The 19,577-nt window shown below is 62.8% G+C and carries 18 protein-coding genes and 1 pseudogene; 5 read left to right on the top strand and 14 right to left on the bottom strand.

The features are described from left to right. From AC0L3D_RS33545 to AC0L3D_RS33535, 3 genes are all read left to right on the top strand, one after another. Positions 1-793 (top strand): OmpA family protein (locus AC0L3D_RS33545; RefSeq protein ID WP_473647238.1); only part of this gene is annotated, 793 nt, incomplete at its 5' end. 29 nt (positions 794-822) lie between these two features. Further along, on the top strand, positions 823-1,296 hold the full coding sequence (locus AC0L3D_RS33540; RefSeq protein ID WP_036262255.1) for a Rab family GTPase: 474 nt from the start codon (positions 823-825) through the stop codon (positions 1,294-1,296). Between the two features lie 3 nt (positions 1,297-1,299). After that, positions 1,300-2,370, top strand: a complete 1,071-nt coding sequence (locus AC0L3D_RS33535) for an adenylate/guanylate cyclase domain-containing protein (RefSeq protein ID WP_473647237.1) — start codon at positions 1,300-1,302, stop codon at positions 2,368-2,370. A 9-nt stretch (positions 2,371-2,379) separates the two neighbouring features. On the opposite strand, the gene AC0L3D_RS33530 is transcribed toward AC0L3D_RS33535, so the two are convergent. Both AC0L3D_RS33530 and AC0L3D_RS33525 read right to left on the bottom strand, forming a co-directional pair. Further along, positions 2,380-3,111, bottom strand: coding sequence for an amino acid ABC transporter ATP-binding protein (locus AC0L3D_RS33530; protein ID WP_077380278.1), 732 nt, complete (start codon positions 3,109-3,111; stop codon positions 2,380-2,382). After that, positions 3,092-3,259 (bottom strand): annotated as a pseudogene (locus tag AC0L3D_RS33525) (amino acid ABC transporter permease); the annotation flags it as partial. The pseudogene AC0L3D_RS33525 and the gene AC0L3D_RS33530, both read right to left, overlap by 20 nt. On the opposite strand from AC0L3D_RS33525, the gene AC0L3D_RS33520 reads away from it, so the two are divergent. Both AC0L3D_RS33520 and AC0L3D_RS33515 read left to right on the top strand, forming a co-directional pair. Then, positions 3,227-3,514 (top strand): hypothetical protein, encoded by a 288-nt coding sequence (locus AC0L3D_RS33520; RefSeq protein ID WP_329608250.1) that lies wholly within the window; start codon positions 3,227-3,229, stop codon positions 3,512-3,514. The pseudogene AC0L3D_RS33525 and the gene AC0L3D_RS33520 sit on opposite strands and share 33 nt — an antisense overlap. A 199-nt stretch (positions 3,515-3,713) precedes the next feature. After that, complete coding sequence (locus tag AC0L3D_RS33515) at positions 3,714-4,673, top strand: DMT family transporter (RefSeq protein WP_473647236.1); 960 nt, start codon at positions 3,714-3,716, stop codon at positions 4,671-4,673. A gap of 23 nt (positions 4,674-4,696) precedes the next feature. Here AC0L3D_RS33515 and AC0L3D_RS33510 read toward each other — a convergent pair whose 3' ends face one another. The 12 genes from AC0L3D_RS33510 to AC0L3D_RS33455 all read right to left on the bottom strand — a co-directional run. Beyond that, the gene (locus tag AC0L3D_RS33510; protein WP_473627542.1) at positions 4,697-5,503 is read right to left on the bottom strand and encodes an ABC transporter permease; all 807 of its coding nucleotides are present in this window, start codon (positions 5,501-5,503) and stop codon (positions 4,697-4,699) included. Next, positions 5,500-6,507 (bottom strand): ATP-binding cassette domain-containing protein, encoded by a 1,008-nt coding sequence (locus AC0L3D_RS33505; protein WP_473647235.1) that lies wholly within the window; start codon positions 6,505-6,507, stop codon positions 5,500-5,502. Before AC0L3D_RS33505 ends, AC0L3D_RS33510 begins: the two co-directional genes overlap by 4 nt. Before the next feature lie 183 nt (positions 6,508-6,690). Further along, positions 6,691-7,200, bottom strand: coding sequence for a superoxide dismutase family protein (locus AC0L3D_RS33500; RefSeq protein ID WP_027153182.1), 510 nt, complete (start codon positions 7,198-7,200; stop codon positions 6,691-6,693). Between the two features lie 131 nt (positions 7,201-7,331). Next, a complete protein-coding gene (locus AC0L3D_RS33495; RefSeq protein WP_023798004.1) occupies positions 7,332-8,108 on the bottom strand; it encodes a sulfite exporter TauE/SafE family protein in 777 nt (258 codons plus the stop codon). A gap of 183 nt (positions 8,109-8,291) precedes the next feature. After that, positions 8,292-9,371: an AI-2E family transporter gene (locus AC0L3D_RS33490; RefSeq protein ID WP_245277612.1), complete on the bottom strand. Its 1,080-nt coding sequence runs from the start codon at positions 9,369-9,371 to the stop codon at positions 8,292-8,294. A gap of 504 nt (positions 9,372-9,875) precedes the next feature. Next, positions 9,876-11,387, bottom strand: coding sequence for an L-piperidine-6-carboxylate dehydrogenase (gene amaB / locus AC0L3D_RS33485; protein WP_473627539.1), 1,512 nt, complete (start codon positions 11,385-11,387; stop codon positions 9,876-9,878). Positions 11,388-11,619: 232 nt separating this feature from the next. Then, entirely contained in the window at positions 11,620-12,891 is a 1,272-nt protein-coding gene (locus AC0L3D_RS33480; protein WP_473627537.1) for an RNA polymerase sigma factor, read from the bottom strand. Then, positions 12,888-13,262, bottom strand: coding sequence for a YciI family protein (locus AC0L3D_RS33475; protein ID WP_027153193.1), 375 nt, complete (start codon positions 13,260-13,262; stop codon positions 12,888-12,890). The genes AC0L3D_RS33480 and AC0L3D_RS33475 overlap by 4 nt, the downstream gene beginning before the upstream one ends. 115 nt (positions 13,263-13,377) lie before the next feature. Beyond that, complete coding sequence (locus tag AC0L3D_RS33470) at positions 13,378-14,484, bottom strand: DNA topoisomerase IB (RefSeq protein ID WP_473627535.1); 1,107 nt, start codon at positions 14,482-14,484, stop codon at positions 13,378-13,380. A 159-nt stretch (positions 14,485-14,643) separates the two neighbouring features. Continuing rightward, positions 14,644-15,528 (bottom strand): transglutaminase family protein, encoded by an 885-nt coding sequence (locus AC0L3D_RS33465; protein WP_023798010.1) that lies wholly within the window; start codon positions 15,526-15,528, stop codon positions 14,644-14,646. A gap of 37 nt (positions 15,529-15,565) precedes the next feature. Next, the gene (locus AC0L3D_RS33460) at positions 15,566-17,971 is read right to left on the bottom strand and encodes a circularly permuted type 2 ATP-grasp protein (RefSeq protein ID WP_473627534.1); all 2,406 of its coding nucleotides are present in this window, start codon (positions 17,969-17,971) and stop codon (positions 15,566-15,568) included. A gap of 6 nt (positions 17,972-17,977) precedes the next feature. After that, on the bottom strand, positions 17,978-19,577 hold a 1,600-nt coding region (locus AC0L3D_RS33455), incomplete at its 5' end, for a transglutaminase family protein (protein WP_473647234.1).

Here is a 19,577-nt window from a genome sequence, read left to right as displayed (position 1 = left end):
AGCACGCGCGGCGGAGCACTGGCAGACTTATGTGTCGCGACTTGAGGCCCAACCGGGAATCATCGTCGCCCAACAAAGGGCGAGTGGCGGGCATTTCTATATCTCCGGCCTGAGAGACCCGCAGGCCGCCGACCCGCAGGCTCTGCTGTCCGGAACAGGGGTTGATCCTGCTCGCGTCCATTCGCAGTGGCAATTCTATCAGAGCCTTGATCCGAAGTTCGTGCTGAAGCGGCTGGAGGCGTCGCTTGCTCCGCCGAAATCGGTTCGGCTTACGATCATCCAGGATCGCATCGTTGCCATGGGTGAGGCTCCTGCCGCCTGGATAGATCGGGCGCGGGTCGCCGCCCAACAACTGGCCGCGGACGGACTCTCTCTAGAAATTTCCGAGCTGCGCGAGGTGACCCCTCAGGAACTCACGCATTTGAGGGAGGCTATTCAAGCGGTCGACATTTTCTTCGATTCTGGCAAGGCTGTACCGGGACCAGAGCAACTGCCAGTTCTCGACCAATTGGCGAATCAATTGAAGGAATTGGCCAAGGACGCCCGCAAGGCAGGCGTAACAGCACAGTTCATGTTGACCGGCCATTCGGACGCCGTGGGCCGTGAGACGGCCAACGCGTCGATCAGCGCCGCCCGCGCCGAGACAGTTCGTGCGCTTCTCAAGAAGCGCGGCGTCGCTCCGGAATCGCTTTTGGTTCGCGGCGCGGGCACTTTTGAGCCGGCGGAGACTGAGAATAGCCGAACCGGGAGCTCCGCCAATCGCAGAGTTTCGGTTACGGTAAACTTCCACTAGGGCCCAGGTTATTGCAAAAAAAGATCTGCATGTTGGGCGGGTTCGCTGTCGGAAAGACGAGTCTGGTTCGCAGGTTTGTGCAAAGCATCTTTTCAGAAACCTACTTGACCACGGTGGGAGTGAAAATCGACAAGAAGAGTGTTGTACTGCCGGATAAAACCGTGGATCTGATTTTGTGGGATTTGGCCGGCGAAGACGATATCGGCTCATTCCGCGTCAGCTATGTGCGAGGTGCGAGCGGGCTCGTGCTTGTCGTCGATGGAACCCGCGCCGCTACTCTTGCCGTGGCGCTCACGCTGCGCGAGCGGGCCGAGGCCGAATTCGGCGCCATGCCGTTCGTATTACTGTTCAACAAATCCGATCTGGCCGATCGGTGGGCAATACCGGATAGTGAGATTAACGAACTGAGGCAACTTGGATGGCAAATCTATCTGACAAGCGCGCTTTCAGGTGAACATGTTGATGATGCATTTCGTCAGCTTGCTTCGATGGTCACCAAATAGACCATGCATGGATTGCCAAGAGAAGTCAGAAGCTGGATTTACGATTTCTTCTCCAACGAGCACTCTGTCGCATATCTGAAAATTGATGCCCAGCTTTGCATCGCTGAGAAGGGCGGCAGTGTTGAACATTACGGCCTATCATCACTTTGCATTGGCAAGCCCGTTGCCGAGCAGCTTGCGTTCATGGAAGGTTTGCTGCCTTGCCCGGAGCTTCCATATCATATGGCCATGGTCGAACTGCCCAGCGGGCGTGTCGCGGACCTTCATCTTTTTGCTGGCAATGCCTGCGTATGGCTGCTCTTTCTTGACGCCACTGCCGAACGCGACAACAGGCAGCGGCTTCAACAGAAGGCTTATGAAATGACACTCCTGCAAGAGAGGGAGCGTCAACTCAACGAAAAATTACAATTGACGAACGAGGCGTTGAGGCAGAGCCAAGAGGGATTGTCGCGTGAATACCAGCGCGCCGAAAGCCTGCTCCTCAACATTCTTCCGGCGTCGATCGCGGAGCGGTTAAAAGCGGACGAACAAATTGCAGACAACCACGCTGAGGTGAGTGTGCTTTTTGCCGACATCGTCGGCTTTACAGAAAGAGCGCGGAGCGTCGGAGCCGAGACGACGCTCGCTATGTTAAATTACTTCTTCAAGGCGGCGGATCTGCTCTCGGAACGATACGGCTGCGAAAAGATCAAGACAATCGGCGATTGTGTGATGGTGGTCGCTGGCCTGCCCGCCGCGCGATCCGATCATGCAGAAGCCCTTGCGCACTATGCACTTGAACTGCGGAAGGCGGTTAAGCTCGAACGCTTCGCGGGACAACCGCTAAGACTCAGGATTGGAATTCACTCAGGGCCAATCGTCGCGGGCGTCATAGGCAAAAGGCGGTTTGCCTATGACCTTTGGGGCGAGACCGTTAATCTCGCCGCACGTATTCAAACGTCAGCGGAGCCCGACGAAATCCGTATTTCGGATGCAACTCGCAAACTGCTTGGACCAAATTTTGCTTGCGACCCACTCGCGGAAACGGAATTGCGTGGTACAGGTCGTGTGCGAATGTGGCGGCTCCCGGCCTGATTTGCCGGGCTACTTCACGTCCGATTTAATAAACTGCTGCAGTTCCGGGGTCTTCGGCCTGCCGAAGAGTTCAACCGAAGGCCCCTCTTCCCAGATCTTTCCGTGATGCATGAAAATCGTTGTGGTCGCCACCCGGCGGGCAAAACCCATCTCGTGGGTGACGAGCAGCATGGTCATTCCGTTACGGGCGAGCGTTTCCAGCACGTTCAGCACCTCCTCGGTCAGTTCCGGATCGAGCGCCGACGTCACCTCGTCGAACAGCATCACCTTGGGACGCATGGCGAGCGAGCGGGCGATCGCCACGCGCTGCTGCTGGCCGCCGGAAAGCTGGTCGGGATAGGCGTCGAACTTCTCCGACAGGCCAACCATGCCGAGAACTTCCTCCGCAGTGGTTTTGGCTTCAGCTTTCGACACCAATTTGACGATCCGCGGCGCCAGCATGATGTTTTCGCCCACCGTCAGATGCGGAAAGAGATTGTAGCTTTGGAAGACGATGCCGACATCGGTGCGCAGCTTGCGCAACTCTTTCGGGTCTCGGCCAACGGCGTGGCCGGCAACTTCGATGCGGCCGGAATTGATCTTTTCCAGTCCGTTGATGCAGCGCAGAAGCGTGCTTTTTCCGGAACCGGAGCGGCCGATCAATGCAAACACATCGCCCCGATTGACGGACAGCGAGACGCCCTTGAGGACTTCGACAGCTCCGAAGCTCTTGTGGACATTATCAATAAGCACTTCCGGCATGGAGCCTCCTTTCCAGCAGACGCGACAGCTGGGACAACGGATAGCAGACGACAAAGTAGAGAGCCGCGACTGCGAGAAAAACGCGGAACGGCTGGAACGTCGCGTTGTTGATGAGTTGCCCGAGGCGGCGAGCGAGCCTTACGAAGCCGGCTGGGCGCGGGAAGCGATCATCTTCGTGCGCGCGCTGAGGTCGCCGGTCGGACGCGCTCCGACAGCCTGGGTCGAAATATCGCCCGACGGCATGCACTGGGTGCGCGAAGGCACAAGCCTGGAAATGCCAACCGCCAAGGACGGTGTTGCGGCTGCCCGTCTCGGCCATTTCGGCAACTGGCTGCGGCTCACCGCTCGTTTCGAAGAGGGTGCCGAAAGCACTGTTTTGGTTACGCTTCATCTCAAGGTGTGAGCCTGCTTCGTCTGAGGAGGCAGGCCTGTAGCCTATGCCTCTGTAGTGATCTCGCACCGGCCTCAAGGCGCGAGCAGCAAGACCCGCAATGGCTCACCTTTTTTGAATTCAAGGCGAGGAAGGTTGGTTAAACAGCTGACTTTTGCTGCTCGGCAAGACGCAGCAATTTTGCTAAGATCGGCTGTGGGAGGAGACGGGCATGCAATCGATGCCGATAGCCCATCCTGGCGTAGCCAAGACGACGGCCGACGCATCGCTTCCACTCGCCTATTCCACCGCGACGCTCTGCTGGCTCCTGTCCGCCGGCGTCTACATCGCAGCCAAGTGGGTCGCCCCCGAGATGCCGCCTTGGGCGCTCTGCTTCTGGCGGCTGGTGCTCGCCTGCGCGATCCTGCTGCCTATCGTCCATCATCATCATGGGGCGATGCTTGCACTGATCCAGTCCCGGGCGATCGAGGTGCTGGCCATCGGCGCCATCGGGCTGACCCTCTGTCAGGGCATGATCTACACGGGCCTCAATTACACCAACGCGACCACCGCCGGGATTATCATGGCGCTGTCGCCGATCATGACCATGGTGCTTGCCCGCTTCGTGCTCGGCGAGCCCCTCGGCATCTGGAAGGCACTTGGCGCGCTGCTCGCTCTGGTCGGGATGGTGGTGATCGTGGCGCGCGGCGACCTTGCCTCGCTGATGCGGCTCCAGTTCAATCCCGGCGAGTTGTGGATCGTCGGCAGCGCGTTTTGCTGGGGCCTCTACACCGTGCTGCTGCGTCGCGCCAAATTCGCCATCGAACTGCTGCCGACGGTAGTCCTGCTGCTGGGGGCCGGCGCGCTGGCCGCACTGCCCCTCTATCTCTGGGAGCTGTTTTCCGGCGAGCGTTCGGCGCTGCATGCGAACGGCCTTCTGGCACTCGCCTATGTCGCTGGCCCGGGCGGCGCTCTGATGTATTACCTCTACAACCGCAGTGTCGAGACGCTTGGCGCGGGGCGCGCCAGCATGCTGCTCTATCTGCAGACTGTTTTTGTCGCCGTGCTCGCTTACCTTTTCCTAGGCGAAAGCTTGCACGACTACGACCTCGCCGGCGCCGCCTTTATCGTCGCCGGCCTGCTGCTCGCCACCGCGATCAAGCCGAGGCAGCGCACGGTGCATGTGGCGTAGGGATACCTCTCCCGCTACGCCTCTCACCTTCTGAGATACAGCCATAGTGTCGTCGGCGCCAGGATCGCGGTCAGCGCCACCGGCGCGATCAGGGCGAAGACGACCTGACTGAGTGTCGCCCCGCCACCCATCAACCCGCGCAGCGCCGTCGTCATCAGCGACACCGGATTGACTTCGACGAAGGCCCGCAGCCAGTCCGGCATGGTCCCGGGGTCGACCATGATGTTTGAGGCGAAGACGAGCGGGAACAGGAAGGTAAAGCCGAGCGTCATCACTGTGGTTGGCGTGCGGATCAGCAGGCCGAGCACGATGAATACCCAGCCCATGCCGAACCCGATGGCGATCAGCATGGCGAAGGCGGCAAGCACGCCGAGGATGCCCGCCTCCGGCCGGTAGCCGAGGATCAGCCCGATGATGAGAATGATCGAGGCGGCAATCAAATGGCGCAGGATGTCGCCCACCATCAGACCGGCGAACGGAGAGAGCGACCAGATCGGCAGCGATCGGAAGCGGTCAAACAAGCCCTTGCCGAGGTCGGTCGACAATCCCATGCCCGAATAGACTGCGTTGAACACCACGGTCTGAACCAGGATGCCGGGCAGGAAGAACTGCAGGTATTCGCCAGGCGAACCGGCGAGCGCACCGCCGAAGACGAAGGTGAACAGCAGCGTGAACATGATCGGAGTCATCACCAGGTCGAAGAGTTGCTCCGGCACATGCTTGAATTTCAGCACCGCGCGCCATCCGAAGACCAGCGCGTTGGAAAGGGCTGATGGGGACCTCGGTCGGGCGACCCTTTGCAGCCGCTGCAGGGATGTCGTGTCGATCATGGCTTGTCGTCCTTCCGGCTTTCACCCAGGCTCGGCTGGCCCGTCAGCGCGAAGAAGACCTCCTCAAGGCTGGGTTGGCCCATGGAGAAATCCGACAGTTCGATGCCGGCAGCGACCAGATCGGCGAGCGCCTCGTTGGCGGCCTTCGCCGTGCCGGCAAGGACGGAGAGTTCGGCGCCCTCGGCACTGCGTTGGACAGGGTGCTCCAGCCGGCGTTCCAGGATCGACGCCGCCTGGTCCAGCCGCGCAACATCAGCGAGCGCGACATGGAGAAAACCGGAGCCGGTGGCCGCCTTCAATTCGCGGCTGGTGCCCTCGGCAATCTTCCTGCCGTGGTCGATGACGGCGATGCGTGCCGCGAGTTGATCGGCCTCTTCGAGATATTGCGTGGTGAGCAGGATGGTGACGCCGGCCTCTGCGAGGCCGCGGATCATGCCCCAGACATCCTTGCGGGCGTTCGGATCGAGGCCTGTGGTCGGCTCATCGAGGAACAGCACGCCCGGCGTGACGATCAGCGAGGCGGCTATGTCGAGCCGCCTTCGCATGCCACCCGAATAGTCCCTCACCTGCTTCGTCGCCGCTTCGGACAAGCCGAAAGCCGCGAGCAGGTCGTCCGCGCGGGCTTTCGCGGCGCGACCGCGAAAACCCCAGAGTCGGGCGAGCAGGACGAGGTTCTCCCGGCCCGTCAGGTCCTCGTCGAGCGAAGCGAACTGCCCGGTTATCGCGATTGCCGCACGGACCTCGTGCGGGGCCTGCACGAGATCGTGCCCCATCACGGTCGCGGAGCCGGCGTCGGGGCGCGACAGCGTCGCAAGCATCCGCATCAGCGTTGTCTTGCCGGCGCCGTTCGGACCCAGGATAGCGAAAATAATGCCGCGCGGCACATCGAGGTCGATACCATCGATGGCACGCAGCTTGCCGAAGGTTTTGACCAGGCCGCGGGCGGAAATGGCTGACTGGGCAAGGCCCGTGGCGGGCACACCCATAGGAGAAGTATCGTTCATGCAATCATCCGGCAGTCGCAAATGAAGGCCAGCCTCGGCGCAATGGCTGCGTCGCCAGTTCCTCTGCAGGCGCATGAGCTTACCGTCTGGCTTATCCTCATGCCAGAGGCTCCGACCATCTGCCTGGCCGCCGAACTGTAGCGCCGGTTAGACCATATGTCGGCTACGCCCTTGGGGGTTTTCTCACTCGATCACGGCACAGGCCTGACGTTTTCCGGCATCACCGGCAGGCTGGCTTTTGTAGTCGTCCTGCCCACCATGGATCATCAATGCCTTGCCTCGTATCGCCGTTTCTCCACCATCCAGCTTGACCATGCTGTTGAAAACCTGAGCACGCAAAACGCCGTCGGCGCCGACCCGCTGATTTGGCATATCGCCCGCGTGCGGGCCTTTTCCGGCGAGATATCCATGTTCGGCATTCGTCGGATTGAAGTGTCCACCGGCCGAGTCATGGCCGGTCTGATGATCGCACTTTCCGGTCTCATGAACATGGAACGCAACCAATTCGCCCGCCGGCAGTCCCGTCACCTGCAACTCTATCAGCACACCCTGCGCCGTCTCGGTCAGCGTGGCCGTTCCATTCTTCTCGCCAGCCATGTTGACGAATTCGGCTTTCGCGGTCGCGGCGTCCTGCGCCGCTGCAGGCATCGCGACCGCCAGTGCCAACCCTGCTGTTGCAACCAATTTTCTCATCGACTCGGCCTCCGGTTGTCCAAGGCATCCAAACAACAATGGGGCCTCTTCGTTCCATTTGGGATTTGAGTTTTTGTCTCCGGCACGGCCGTCAGGGAATCGACGCCGACAACTTTTTCGATGTGCCTCAGTTACACCAATTCGAAAAGTTGCGCGGTTTGCCAGCCCGCCAGCAGTATGATGAGAGTGCCAACGAGCCTGAGAAGCGTCTTTTCTGCGATCGACTTCACCATCAATCCGGCCATCGGCGCTGCGATCACCCCGCCAAGGACCAAGCCGGCAACGGCGATCAGATTTTCTGCCAGCGCTCCTGCCTCCGCCCAATGGCCGGTCAATAACGCAAACAGGAAGGTCAGGGACACCGACAGCGTGGTAAGGAACTCGGTGGCATTTACCGTGCCAATCACGTAGCGGGGCGTCCCGCCAAAACCGAGAAGGCCCGTCGTCACGATGGGTCCCCATCCGCCACCCCCTGCCGCATCGAGAAATCCACCACCAAGCCCAAGCGGAGGCACCGCGGCTGCAGGGACCGGCTTGCTTGGTATCCGTCGGAAGGAACGGAACAGGAGCCAACCTCCGACGAGCGCAAGATATGTGGTCACATAAGGCTTCATGATGGCCCCCTCAAACGAGGTGAGCACAAAAGCGCCGAGAACGCCGCCGAGCACGCCAAACGGCATCAGCCGCCAGAAAAGCTTCCAGTCGATATTGCGGTGATAGAGGTGAGCCGAACCCGAGGCCGCCGTGGTAAACAGCTCGGCCGCGTGAACTGAAGCCGAAGCATGTGCAGGAGACACGCCGAACCCCAGTAGTGTTGTCGAGCAAATCACGCCGTAGGCCATGCCGAGAGCGCCGTCCACAGCCTGAGCTAAAAACCCTACGATCGCAAAAAGAAGGAATTCCTGCATCTGGCTCTCCAACAAGGCGCGGATGTACTCGATAAAAGAGGAACCCGCCGCCTACAACGCATGCAATCTTCATGCTTCCACAACTCACCAAACGCCTGGCATCGATAATGGGACGACGAACGGGAAACTGTCCACCCGCACCCTTCGAGCGATACAGCCTTCCACGGCGGCGCGTGGCGGTGCTTACTCACGACCAGTCGCGGCTCTCGACTGCCGTGATGGCTTTGTGTCGCGCTTTGGCGTCAGTTCCGCCCCGGTTTGGTCGTTCAATCGTTTCTTGAGGATGTCAATGAGGCTGACGGTGACCGCGATCACCGCAGGGCCGAGGACAAGCCCGGATGCTCCGAAAAGGACGATGCCCCCGATCGCGCCGATAAAGGCGACCACTGTGTGGAGCCGCAGCCGGCTCCCGACAAGCATCGGATAGAGCAGATTGTCGATGCCGGCGACGACGCCGCCGCCCCAGACGGTCAGGATCGCTGCGCTCGCCCAAGCCCCTTCCAGCGCGAGATAGATCGCTGCCGGCACCCAGACCAGGAATGCGCCAAGCACCGGCACGATGGCAAGAAGCCCCATTACCAGGCCCCAGAAGACCGGAGTCGGCAGGCCGAGCCACCAGAACATCAGACCGCCCAGCGTTCCTTGCACGACGGCGATGAGCACGGTGCCTATCAGGATCGCATGCACCGTCTCGGCAAGGCGGGACAGCAAATATGCCATCTCCGATGCGCGCAGCGGCGACAGACGCTCGATCCCGCGCAGGGCCGGTTCACGGTCCCGCAAGAAATAGAACAGCAGATAGAATGTCAGCACGAACATCACGGCCTGGTTGATCGAGCCGCGCAGCAGCGATGTGCTTTGTCCCGTCAGCCATTGTACAAATGCGGCGACCGTGCCGGCCGGATCGAGTTGGTTCTCGATCCATCCGGCAACCGCCGAAAGCCTGGGATAGCCCGACAGGAAGGCATCTGTGTTCCAGCCCCGGATGACCTCCTCCATGTAGGTGGCGCCGTTTACCGCCTCGCCAACAAGCTGCTGTGCCACGAAGACGAGCGGCAGGCCGACCGCCACCGCCGCGATGCTGACCGACATCAATGCAGCCAGATTTTGATTCCTGAGCCTTTCCTCGACCCGTCGATGAGCCGGATGCAGGACGATTGCCAACACCAGAGCCCAGGTCAATGCGGGCAAGAAAGGCAATGCCAGGCGGTAGCAGATGTACAGACCGATCGCCGTCGCGGCCACGATGCCGATCAATCTCATTTGTCTCATATCGGGCATCTGTTTCAGGTCGGGCATCTCTCGCCGTCTCGCAAACCAAGCGAGACTAGTGGATTTTCTGACGAAATGGCAGCTTCCGTTGCCGCACCCCTACTGCCAAGCCGCTGTCGAGTGTGACGAAAATGGTCGGGACATTACGCGCTCAGTGGGCTGTTATGCCGGTGGGCGCGCCCGTCCGGGCTGCCAGCACCACGGCCTGCCGGGCGTGGGGGCTCCGACCTACGGCGGTTTTTACAGCTCGCTCGCGGCAGCGCAGCTTCACAGGGCGGCCAAAAAGAAAAAAGGCCGGACTGTTAAGGTCCGGCCAGGCATGAAGGTTCAAAACCTCCAGAGGGGAACGCGCCGGACGCAATGGGAGGAAAACATCCGACGCAATGCGCATATGGGTCGGCACGGATGACGTTTCAACGACATGGGCTGGGCCACATCAGCCGCCCTATAGAGCCACCCGGGCTCGGTGCTGCCACGAAACGAGCCCTGGCGTTCTCAGTCGATGTCGAAGGACACGCCTTGGGCCAGCGGCAGCGCCTTGGAATAGTTCACCGTGTTGGTGGCGCGCCGCATGTAAGCCTTCCAGGCGTCGGAACCGCTCTCGCGGCCGCCGCCGGTCTCCTTCTCGCCGCCGAAGGCGCCGCCGATCTCGGCCCCCGACGTGCCTATGTTGACGTTGGCGATGCCGCAGTCGGACCCGTCGACGCCGAGGAAGCGCTCGGATTCCTGCAGGTCGCGGGTGAAGATCGACGACGACAGCCCCGCTCCGACCGCATTGTGCTCGTCGAGCACGGCGTCGAAGTCCGAGTATTTCATCACGTAGAGGATCGGCGCGAAGGTCTCTTCCGTCACCGGCGAGACCTGCTTGGGCATCTCGATCAGCGCCGGACGAACGTAATAAGCGTCGGGAAGGCCGTTCTCGACTCGCACGCCGCCGGTGGCCTTGCCGCCTTGAGCGGCGGCTTCCTTCAACGCGTTCTGCATGCTGTCGAAGGCTGCCTTGTCGATCAACGGTCCGACCAGCGCTGATGTCTCCAGCGGATTGCCGACAGAGACGCTTTCATAGGCCTTTTTCAGGCGCGGAACGAGTTGGTCGTAGACGCTCTCATGCACGAACAGGCGCCTGAGCGTCGTGCAGCGCTGGCCGGCGGTGCCCATGGCGCCGAAGGCGATGGCGCGCAAGGCCATGTCGAGATCGGCCGTCGGGCAGACGATGCCGGCATTGTTGCCGCCGAGCTCCAGCACGGCGCGGGCAAAACGCTTCGCCAGCCGTGGACCGACATCCCTGCCCATGCGGGTCGAGCCGGTGGCCGAGACCAGCGGCACATCAGGATGATCGACCAGAATTTCGCCAACGGCGCGATCGCCGATCAACACCGAAATCAATCCTTCCGGAGCATCGCCGAAACGTTCTCCCGCACGCTTGAAGATCGCCTCGCAGGCGAGCGCCGTCAGCGGTGTCTTTTCCGACGGCTTCCAAACCACCGCGTCGCCGCAGACCAGCGCCAGCGCGGCGTTCCACGACCACACCGCGACCGGGAAGTTGAAGGCCGAAATCACGCCGACGACGCCCAGCGGGTGCCAGGTTTCCATCATGCGATGACCCGGGCGCTCGGTGGCGATGGTCAGGCCGTACAATTGCCGCGACAGGCCGACGGCGAAATCGCAGATGTCGATCATCTCCTGCACTTCGCCGAGCCCTTCGGACGGGATCTTGCCGACCTCGATCGACACCAGCCGGCCAAGCTCTGCCTTGTGCGCGCGCAGTTCCTCGCCTAGCAGCCGCACCAGCTCGCCGCGCTTCGGTGCCGGCATCAGCCGCCATGCCTGGAAGGCTTTATGCGCCCTTTCGATGGTCTCTGCCGCATCGGCCGGCGAGATCGTCTTCAGCGCGGCGATCTGCTCACCCGTCACCGGACTGCGCACGATGAGATCGCCGCCCGAAAGCGCAGCCTCGGCAACGCCCAGTTTCGCCAGCAGCCCGGCTATTTCCTTCGCAATCGTCATTTTCTTTCCCTTTCAGACCCGTCGCTCAATTATGCATGTCGCCCAAAAGCATGCCCTCGGGCCTGACCCCAAAGTGCGCAGCGGTTTTGGGACATGCACCCTTGCGCCATGCCGTCCCTGCACCGATCGGCACATCAGGCGCTGTCATGGCGTGGCATTACTCGTTTCAGGGAAAAATCGCCACCCCGGCATGGTCTAAGCCAAAGGCAGACCGTTGAACCAGCGAGTCGTCTCAGCGCGCTGCCTGCGCACCCCGCACGGCGCCTTCCTTCATCAGGCGGTCGATGTGCATGCGGATATGGGCGGCCTCGGCGGCCGTATTGGCAAGCGCAATGGCGCGGTCGAAGGCGATTCGCGCCTCCTCACCACGACCGAGCTGCATCAGCAGGCCACCCCTAAGGCCGAAGAAGTGGAAATAGCCGGAAAGCCTTTGTTCCAACGGCTCGATCATGGCAAGTGCGGCTTCCGGCCCGCGCACCTTGGCGACCGCGACGGCGCGATTGAGCGTCACCACCGGCGACGGCTGCATCTGCTCGAGCAGGCTGTAGAGCAGCTCGATCTCGTTCCAGTCCGTGTCCTCGGGCCTTTCCGCGCGCGCATGCAGGGCGGCGATCGCCGCTTGCACCTGGTAGGGACCGGGCTTGTGGTGGCGCAGCGCTTTGTCGACCAGCGCCAGCCCCTCGTCGATCATCTTGCGGCTCCACAGGCTGCGGTCCTGGTCTTCGAGCAGCACGATGTCGCCGTTCTCGTCGAAACGCGCCGGCGCACGCGCATGCTGAAGCAGCAAGAGCGCCGTCAGGCCCATGATCTCCGGCTCGGTCTGGAACAGCCTCAGCAGCAGCCGGGCCAGCCGGATCGCCTCTTCGCAGAGCGGCGCGCGCGCCGGTGCCTCGCCGCTGTTGGTCGAATAGCCCTCGTTGAAGATCAGGTAGACCATGGCGGCGACGGCGGCGAGCCGCTCGGAGCGCTCGACCGCGCCGGGCGTCTCGAACGGCACGCCGGCATCGGCGATGCGCGCCTTGGCACGGGTGATGCGCTGCTCCATGGCGCTTTCACCGACGAGAAAGGCGCGGGCAATCTGCTTGACGCTCAGGCCTGAAACGATGCGCAATGCCACGGCGATCTGCTGCGTCGCCGGCAGGTCGGGATGGCAGCAGATGAACAGCAGCCGCAATATGTCGTCGCGGTAGTGCGCGCCGTCCAGCCGTTCGGCGATATCGGTCTCGGCATCTTCCAGATCGGAGATCTGGTGCTCTTCCGGCAGCGGCGCCTGTTTGGCACGCTTGCGCACCGCGTCGATGCCGCTGTTGCGGCCAACAAAGATCAGCCAGGCCGCCGGATCGCGCGGCGGGCCGTTTGTCGGCCAGTTCTTCAAAGCTCGCAGGCAAGCGTCCTGGAAAGCTTCCTCCGCCGCGTCGAGATCGCGGAAGTAGCGCAACAGCGCGCCCATCGCCTGTGGGCGGGCGGTGCTGATCGCTGTGCTGATCCAGGTAAGGTCGGTCATGCTGAAACCTTGGCGGGATTGAAGAGCGAAACCGGCCGTATCTCGTAGGAGCCGCCGCTCGGGTTGACCTCGGAAAGCTCGCGCGCAAAGTCGACGGCCTCATCGAGATCGGCGCATTCGAGCGTGTAGAAGCCGAGGAACTGTTCCTTGGTCTCGGCAAACGGGCCATCGATGACGACCGATTCGCCCTTGACCTTTCTCAGCGTTGTCGCAGCGGTCGTCGGCAGCAGCCGCGCCACCGGGCCAAGCCGGCCGGCCCGAGCGTATTTTTCCTGCACGCCCAGGAGTTTTTCCATGACGGCATCGTCCTGTTCCTTGCTCCACGAGCAGACGACGTCTTCGGAGGCATAGCAGAGGATTGCGTAGAGCATGGGTGTGTCCTTTTCTCTGTCAAAGGACGAAACAGTAGGACCGATCCCGACACAACGTCGATAAAAAAATCACGTCCTGCCAGCACAATGAAGGCCTTTGGTTGCTCTGGTCGGTTCAGCTTTCCTGCGCCTTCAGCCATCTCAGAACGACGGCTTCTTCATCATCAAGGCCGGCTATCGATCGCTTCCGCTTGTTCGCATCCGCCATTTCGCCGAGCAGCCGACCTTCGGACCAGGCTTCGAAAACCTGTGGGTGGATATAACAGCTGCGGCAGATGGCGCGCGTGTTGCCCAGCCGCTCGGCCACCTTGTCGATGACGCCGTTCATCACCCGCTTCTGTTGTGCCTGGCTTTCGGGTCGTTCGGTTTGCGCAAACAACGACGCCGCATGGATGGTGCCGCCCCAGGTTCGGAAATGCTTCGAGCTGAAATCTGCCCCTGCCGTCTCCCTAATATAGCGGTTGACGTCGTCGGAGCGGATTGGTCGCCTGCTTCCGTCCTCGTCGAGATACTGGAACAGCTTCTGGCCCGGCAGATCCTGCGCCCCGCGCACGATCCTGGCGATCCGGCGATCGACGAGCTTCAGCTTCCATTCCTTGCCGGACTTGCCCTTGAAAGCGAAACGCAGGCTCGAGCCTTTGATGTCGACATGGCGGTCGCGCAGCGTGGTCAGCCCAAAGCTGTTGTTGTCGCGGGCGTAGGCGGCATTGCCGACGCGAATCATCGTGTTGTCGAGCAGCCAGACCACAGCGGCGACAACGCGTTCCAAGGGCAGGCCGTGACGGCGCAGATCGGCGTCGATCTGGCGTCGCAGTTCAGGCAGACTCTCTGCAAAGGCAACCAGGCTCGAATATTTGACGCCGTCGCGCTCCTCGGCCCATTGCGGATGATAGCGATATTGCTTGCGTCCGCGCTGGTCTCGGCCTGTCGCCTGGATGTGACCGTTGGCATCCGGCGCGATCCACACATCCGTCCACGCCGGTGGGATGGCGAGCGCCTTGATGCGGGCCATGGTGTTCTCGTCGACGCCCTGCCCGTCAGGTCCTTTGTATGAAAATCCCCTGCCGGTCCTGAAACGGCGGATACCGGGCTCGGTATCGGTGACATAGGTGAGCGAGGCTCGATCGGCCGAGGCCTCTCCGCCATTCTTCGGCGCCCCGTTTTTTGGTGCACCCTCCTTGGCAGCCGACCGGCCAGTCGACGATCCGGATTTGTCCAGCATGTCCTCTCCACGAGAAATTTTCCCGTAGATAAGCGCAGGAACGGCTGCTGGTTCCGCGTGTGGCTTTCAGAATGATGTCAGCGCACCGCATGTGCGTTCGACGGGCCGTCTCTCTGTCTACCTTCGGCGCCTACAAATCGATCGCAGCCTCGCTTGCCGTCATGCCTTTTCCAGCACGACCGGAATGACGTCGACCGCCTGCTCGCCGACCTGTCCGCCCGTCGTCTTCAGGACGCCGACGATCGGCGCTACATCCGAATAGTCGCGGCCGTGGCCAACGGTGATGTGGTCATTGCTTGCCCGCATGCCGTTGGTTGGATCGAATTCCTGCCATCCGGTGTCGCGCCCGCACCACACCTTGACCCAGGCATGCATGGCGTCGGCCCCTTCCAATCGCGGTTTTCCGCGCGGCGGAATGGTGCGCAGGAAGCCGCTGACATAGCCGGCGGGGATACCGAGGCCGCGCAGGCCGGCGATCATGATGTGCGAAAAATCCTGGCAGACGCCCCGCTTCAGGCTGAAAGCATCGCTCGCCCGGGTCTGCACCGTGGTCGCCTCGCCATCGTAGGTGAAATCGCGATGAATGCGATTGCACAGGTCCATGGCGGTACCGACGACAGAACTGCCGGCACTGCTCCGCGCATACCCCGTGATATCAGCGTCAATGCCGACATGGTCGCTGGCGGCCAGAAAGTGATGCGGTGTATCAGGCGACAGCGACCGCACCGCTTCGAGTTGGCTCCGCAGCCGGCGAATGTCGGGCGACACGTCAAGCCCGGGTTCCGGCCGCGAGACGGCGACGCGCGCGCTCATCCTGATGTCGAGCGCATCATGGGCATCGCGAAAGGCGATCGACGTGACATTGTTGCCGAAGAAATCGGAAAAGTCGGAGCGTTCGCTCGGCGCCGGCGCGAAGGACAGCGAAGCGGCGATCACCCGCTGCACGCCCGATATCGTCGGCGGCAGCACGCGCACCTGATGGCGGCCGCCGCCGGCTGCAGCATCATAGTCGTAACGCAGATTGAGTCTGATGTCGTAGAGCATGCCAGCCTCCGGGTCCCGTCCTTAGCCGAAATAGGCCTTACCCGAAATAGCCCTTGGCGAGGCTGTTGTAGAGGCCGCCGATCTCGGTGGCGAGATCGTCCAGGGCCTTCGCCGTCATGTCCGAGGGCTCCTTGATGGCGATTGCCGTATTGAGCTGCAGTATCTCTTTCGCCGCCGGCGACATATGCCCCTCGCCACCGACAGCAGGCAACAGCGCGATCTCGGCCTTCAGCCGCTCGAGCTGGAACAGGATGGAGCGCGGGTTGAGCGGATCGAGCACCAGGAGGTCGATCACCGTGCGCCTGCCGGCCTGCACCGGATACTGCCGCCGGTGGGTCATCACGCTGTCGCCGATCTCCAGCATCATGTCGAGCGCGCCTTCGGGCGCCGCAGCCCCGGTCAGCCGGGCAAGCGTGCGGGCGATCTGGATGCCGCGTTCCAGCCGCCGGCCGATCTCCAGGAAGCGCCAGCCGGTGAAGCGGTACATGTTCTCATGCAGCAGGCCGGAAAACCCGGCGAGCTTGCGCAGGATGACCGTCATCGCCCGCGTCGCATCATCGCCCGGCGCCACCGTTGTCGCGAATTGATGGATGGTCTTCGACAGATCGTTCAGCGCCAGCCAGCCGTCGGGCGAGAAGCGGTCGCGGATCTGCCCGGCGCTGTAAACGGCGCTGTCCAGCGTTGCGATCAGCCCCGGCGGGATCGCCGCTGCGACGTCGATGCCGAACGGTTCGAGATGGTCTCTGATATCGGCAAGCAAAGGCATGTCCGGGTCGGACGCCTCGGCCAGCCGCACGTGATAGGCGCGCAGGATGCGCACCGTGTCTTCCGATCGCTCGATATAGCGGCCGAGCCATGTCAGGTTTTCCGCAGCGCGGCTGGGCAGGCTGCCTGGCGAGGTGCGGATGAAACTGTCGTGCTCCTGCGGCAGCAGCGTCTCGCGCTCCACCGGCCTGTCGCTGACCACCCATACATCCGCCGCCTGGCCGCCGCGCTGCATGGCGATAGCCGTCGGATCGAGCGAAAAGCCAACACGGGCAAAGCCGCCGGGCATCACCGTCCAGCCTTCCGGCGTTCGCGCCAGATAGACGCGCAAGGCTGCCGGCCGCGGCTCCAGCCGGCCGCCGACATGGACCGGCGTGGTCGAAAGCGTCACTGCTTCCTGTCCGACGAAGGCGCCGCCGTCGCGTTCGATCCGGGCTATCAGTTCGGCCCGTTCCCCGGCAACCAGCGCCGAGCCCAGCCTGGTGCAATCGTCATCCTCGAAGGCAAGCCGCGTCGACAGCGCCGGGCCGATCACCATGCGGTCGAGGTTGGCCAGCACATGGTCACGATCCTTGTCCCGCCCGCACCACCATGTCGCGACGCTTGGCAAGAGAAGCTCCTCGTTGCGCAATTCGCGCGAAATTTTTGGCAGGAAGGCGAACAGCGCCCGCGTTTCCATTAGCCCGGAGCCGAGCGCGTTGACGGCTGAAACAGCCCCCCGGCGGATCGCCTCGACCAGCCCTGGCGTGCCGATCTGCGAATCCGGTCGCAGTTCCAGCGGATCGGCGAAGGCGGCGTCGAGCCGTCGCCACAGCACGCTGACCGGCGCCAGCCCGGAAACCGTGCGCACCATCAATCGACCGCCGGAGACGGTCAGATCCTCGCCTTCGAGCAGCATGATGCCGAGATAGCGGGCGATATAGGCATGCTCGTAATAGGTTTCGTTGAGTGGCCCCGGCGTCAGGATGGCGACACGGCCGCCTGATGCCTTGGCCATGCGGTTAAGCGCGTCGCGAAAGCGACGGAAGAAGCCGGCAAGGCGGTGCACATGCATCTCGCCATAGATGTCGGACAGCGCACGCGTGGTGGCGACGCGGTTTTCCAGCGCAAAGCCGGCGCCTGACGGCGCCTGCGTGCGGTCGCCCAGCACCCACCAGCGGCCATCCGGTCCACGGCCGAGCTCGAAAGCGCAGAAATGCAGGAAATGGCCGCTGGCCGGTCTGGTGCCGACGACGGGGCGCAAATATTCCGGGCTGGCCGCGATCAGCCCCGCCGGCAGGATGCCTTTCTCGACCAGGCGGTTCGGCCCGTAGATATCGGCAATCGTTTCCTCGAACAGCTCGGCCCGCTGGACCAGGCCGGCACTGATCGCGGCCCATTCCTGCTCCTCTATCAGGAGAGGCACATGCGCCAGCGGCCATTCGCGCTCATGGGCGCCGGCCTGATCGTAGAGACGGTAATAGACGCCGGCGTCGCGCAGATACTGGTCGGCGCGGGCGAAGCGCTGGGCGAGCTTTTCAGGCCCCAGATCTTCCAGCGCCTCGATGAACTCCTTCCAGACCGGACGGGGATTGCCTGATGCATCGACCATCTCGTCGACGACGCCGTCGATCGGCTGGTAGTGCTCCAGCAAATTATGCGGCCTGCCGCGTATTTCCTGGTGATTCCCCTTTGCCATGGCTGATCAGAGTCTTGCAGGCCGCCGCAGGTCAAGGGTCATCGGGAAATCCTCAGAGGCTTGTTCGCCGCGCAGCACGTAGGCGGACGGCGTATGGCCGCGCGGCTCGAAGCGGGCGAGCCGCCGCGCCTCCGCTTCGTTGCCGTTGACCGGGAAAGTGTCGTAGCTGCGCCCGCCGGGATGCGCGACATGGTAGACGCAGCCGCCGACCGCCCGGCCCGACCAGCGATCATAGATGTCGAAGACCAGCGGCGTGTTGACCGGCAGTGCTGGATGCAGCCCCGATGACGGCTGCCAGGCCTTGAAGCGGACGCCGGCCACCGCGATCTCTCTGGAGTCGGTCACCTTCATCGGCACGATGCGGCCGTTGCAGACGACCGCATGACGTTCCGGATTGAGCCCTTCGGTCTTCACCTGCAGCCGCTCGACCGAGGAATCGACGAAGCGCACGGTGCCGCCGATCGCGCCCTGCTCGCCCATGACATGCCACGGCTCCAGCGCCTGCCGCAGCTCCAGCTTGATGCCGGCATGCTGGACTTCGCCGCAGAACGGGAAGCGGAATTCAAGCTGCGCGTCGAACCATTCGGGACGGAACTCGAAGCCGTTCAGCTTGAGGTCGTCAAGCACGTCGAGAAAGTCAGCCCATACATAATGCGGCAGCATGAAACGGTCATGCAGTGACGTGCCCCAGCGCACGAAGCGGCCATCGAGCGGGTTCTTCCATGCGCGGGCGATGATGGCGCGCACCAGCAATTGCTGCGCCAGGCTCATGCGCGCATTGGGCGGCATCTCGAAGCCGCGGAACTCGACCAACCCCAGCCGGCCGGTCGGGCCGTCGGGCGAAAACAGCTTGTCGATGCAGATTTCCGAACGGTGGGTGTTCCCCGTCACGTCGGTCAACAGGTTACGGAACAGCCGGTCGACCAGCCACGGCAACGGGGCGCTGCCACTGTCCGGATGCGGCACCTGCGCCATGGCGATCTCAAGCTCGTACAGCGAATCGTGGCGCGCCTCGTCGAAACGCGGCGCCTGGCTGGTCGGGCCGATGAACAGGCCTGAGAACAGATAGGACAGCGACGGACGGCGCTGCCATTGCAGGACAAGGCTCTTCAGCAAATCGGGGCGGCGCAGGAACGGACTGTCGTTGGGTGTTGCGCCGCCGACGACGACATGGTTGCCGCCGCCGGTGCCGGTATGACGGCCGTCGATCATGAACTTGTCGGCGCCAAGCCGCGTCTGCCGCGCCTCCTCGTAGATCGCTGTGGTCGTCGCCACGCAGTCCTGCCAGTTCGCAGCCGGATGGATGTTCACCTCGATGACGCCGGGATCCGGAGCCACGCGGATGACGTTGAGGCGCGGGTCGTGTGGCGGACCGTAGCCCTCGATATGCACCGGCAGGCCGATAGCCTTTGCCGCGTTCTCGGCCGCCGCGACAAGTTCGAGATAATCTTCCAGCGCCTCGACCGGCGGCATGAATACACAAAGCCGTCCGTCGCGCGGCTCGACCGACAGCGCGGGGGGCCCCCCGCCCCCCCGCTCGGGGATATCCTGTTGGACCCGGGCCGGCGGGGCGGGGGCGGCGGGGTAGGACGCCGCCGGCGGGGGG

The organism is Mesorhizobium sp. WSM4837, from assembly GCF_055811435.1.
Note: the sequence above shows the minus strand (reverse complement) of the source record. Positions and strands in the feature narration are given on the sequence as shown.